The sequence below is a fragment of the Jatrophihabitans sp. genome (assembly GCF_051960575.1).
In the GTDB taxonomy this organism is placed as follows: Bacteria; Actinomycetota; Actinomycetes; order Mycobacteriales; family Jatrophihabitantaceae; genus JBQCEE01.
The window spans coordinates 1-2647 of the sequence record NZ_JBQCEE010000368.1; the positions used below are offsets into that span (position 1 = coordinate 1).

Consider the following 2647-nt stretch of genomic DNA (forward strand, 5'->3'; position numbering starts at 1 on the left):
GCTCCCGCTGCGCGGGCTCGCCTGCGCGGCGGGGGCCCCCCCGGGGCACCCCGGGGGGGGACCCCCTCGACGAGAACAGGGTGGGCATGACCGGTGTGAAGCTGGCGGTCGAGGATCTGTCGTTCCGCTACGGCGCGACGCAGGTGCTGGACGACGTCTCGTTCACCGCCGCGGACGGCGTGATCGGGCTGGTGGGCGCGAACGGGGCGGGCAAGACCACGCTGCTGCGCCTGCTGGCCGGGGTGCTGCGTCCGGACCAGGGGCGGGTGACGACCGGCGGCGGCGACGGCGGCGCGGCGTCGATCGGCTACCTGCCGCAGTCCCCGAGCGCGACGCCGCTGCTGCGGGCGGACGCGTACGTGCAGTACCTGGCGGCGCTCGCCGGTGTCCCCCGGCGCCGGGTGCCCGTCGCCGCCGATGCCGCACTCGCCCGCGTCGGGATGACGAAGCACGCGCGCACGCGCACCTCGAAGCTCTCGGGCGGCATGTTCCGGCGCGTGGCCCTGGCCGGCGCGCTGGCCGCCGAGCCCGACGTGCTGCTGCTCGACGAGCCGACCGCCGGGCTCGACCCGGTGCAGCGCGTGCGGTTCCGCGACCTCATCCGCGAGCTGGGCCAGGACCGCCTCGTGATCGTCGCCTCGCACCTGCTCGAGGACGTCGGCCCGATCGCCCAGCAGATCATCGTCCTCAACGGCACGCACAAGGTCTTCGACGGCACGGTCGACGAGCTGACCGACCGCGGCGGATCGCTGCTCGCGACCGGCGTCCGACCCTCGGTCGAGGCGGCGCTGATCGCAATGATGGGTCCGGACGAGTCGTGATCGCCTACGTCCGTCGGCAGCCGACCCGCTACGTGTGGCCGCTGTTCCTCGCCGCGAGCCTGGCGTTCATCTTCAGCCGCCACGGGCAGTTCCGCGGGTACTGGCTCTGGACCGCGGACTGGACGGCGGGCACCGTCATCCTCACCGGGCCGATCGCGGCCGCCATCGCGGCCTGGCACGCGCGCTTCCAGGTCAAGCACATGCAGGACGCGACGAGGATGGGCCGCGGCCTGCGGGCGGTGTGGCCGGTGTTCCTCGGCGAACTGACCCTGCTGCTCTCGGCCCAGGCACTCGCGGTGCTCGTCGCCGTGCTCGACACCGCCTCCCTCGGCACGCATGTCGCCGGGAGCGCCGCCCACTTCCTGCCGCAGTTCTTCGTGCTCGCGGGCTTCATCGCGCTCGGTGCCACCGTCGGGTTCCTGCTGCCCACCCCGTACACCGCACCGGTGATCGGCGTGCTCGCCTTCGTCGTGCAACTGCCCGCCGTGTCGGTGCTGCCGCGCGCCCTGGTCAAGTTCGGTGGCGCGACGGCCAACCTCGTCGGCCTGCACGCCCGCACGTCGTTCGACCTGGCGCACATCGCCGCCGGTGTCGGTGTGCTGCTGGTCGGTGCCACCGTCGCGGCGCTCGCCATCACACGGCGCCGCCCGGACGCGGCGGCGCTCACCGCGGGACTCGCCGGCGTCGCCCTGCTGGTGCCGTCGGTCCTGTTCTTCGCGTCCACCGATCAGGAACGCTTCACCGTGCCGACGACCGTCGCCGTGCGGTGCTCGCACGCGTCGGCGGCGCCGGCGGTCTGCCTGCCCGCGGACGCCGAACAGCTGCGCGCGACGCTCACCGCGCTGGCGTCCGACACGATCGGCGTCGAGCGCGCCGCGGGCGCGACGCGGCTGCCGACACGACTGGTCGTCGTGCCGGCGGGGGCGACACCCGGTGCCTACACCCCGGGCGGTACCGATCGGCCGATGGTGCTGCAGGCCGACGGCCTCGACAGCAGGGTCGATCAGCTCGAAGCCACGCTGCCGTATCTGATCATCGACCGCCGCTGCCTCGACCTGCACGCGTCCGAGGACCTCGCCACCACGATCGGCGACCTGCAGGTCGCGGCCGACCTCGTGCTGCTGAGCCTCACTCCTGACGCCGGCGTGGCCGCCGTGCCCGAGGTCCGGATCGTGCAGTCCTGGCCGGCCGCGAAGCGGACGACCTGGCTGCGGCAGGTGCTCGATGCCGCGAACTCGTGCACGCTGTCGGCGATGCCGGCTCCGGTGTCGTGACCAGCGGCGAGGTGCTCGACTGGCGTCGGGTGATCGGGCTCTACGGGCGCGCCCGCGGGGTGTGGATCACCGCGCTGCTCGTCGGCCCGGCGCTGGTGCTGCTCTGCGCACTCGCGCCGCGGACGATCCCGCTGCTGCTGTCCGACGGGGATCAGCGGCTGCGGCTCCCGGCGGTGATCGGCCTGACCGTGGTGATCGCCGTCGGTCCAGGACTGGCCCGCAACGTCAGCGAGGTCGAGTGGCTCAGCCGCGGCGTGCTGCGGTCGGCCCGGGTGGTGCACCTGATGGTCTGCGCCGCCCTGCTCGTCGTCGTGGGCGACGCCGTCGCGGGCACGGTGCACCCCGACCGGCTGGCGCTGGAGATCACCCTCAACGGGCTGGCCCTGCTGGGACTGGCACTGCTGACCATCACCCTGACGGCGATGCCGCCGTGGGTGCTCGTGCTCGTGCTCGTCGCCGTCACCTACGTCATCGGCACGGACGCCGACACCGGTCGTCCGCACCGGTGGGCGTGGTTGCTGTGGACCGACCACTTCGCGGGCAAGGCGCTCA

3 protein-coding genes are annotated in these 2647 nt (G+C 73.7%); all 3 read left to right on the plus strand.

Annotated features, from left to right (window positions below; all coding sequences use genetic code 11):
* Positions 1-86 precede the first annotated feature (86 nt).
* Positions 87-821 (plus strand): ATP-binding cassette domain-containing protein, encoded by a 735-nt coding sequence (locus ACTHMS_RS20625; RefSeq protein WP_440308538.1) that lies wholly within the window; start codon positions 87-89, stop codon positions 819-821.
* Entirely contained in the window at positions 818-2095 is a 1278-nt protein-coding gene (locus ACTHMS_RS20630; protein ID WP_440308539.1) for a hypothetical protein, read from the plus strand. Before ACTHMS_RS20625 ends, ACTHMS_RS20630 begins: the two co-directional genes overlap by 4 nt.
* On the plus strand, positions 2092-2647 hold a 556-nt coding region (locus ACTHMS_RS20635), incomplete at its 3' end, for a hypothetical protein (RefSeq protein ID WP_440308540.1). The genes ACTHMS_RS20630 and ACTHMS_RS20635, both read left to right, overlap by 4 nt.

What these genes read in the sequence shown, in the direction of transcription:
- ACTHMS_RS20625 (WP_440308538.1), top strand. Translation starts at nt 87, where the DNA reads ATGACCGGTGTGAAGCTGGCGGTCGAGGATCTGTCGTTCCGCTACGGC.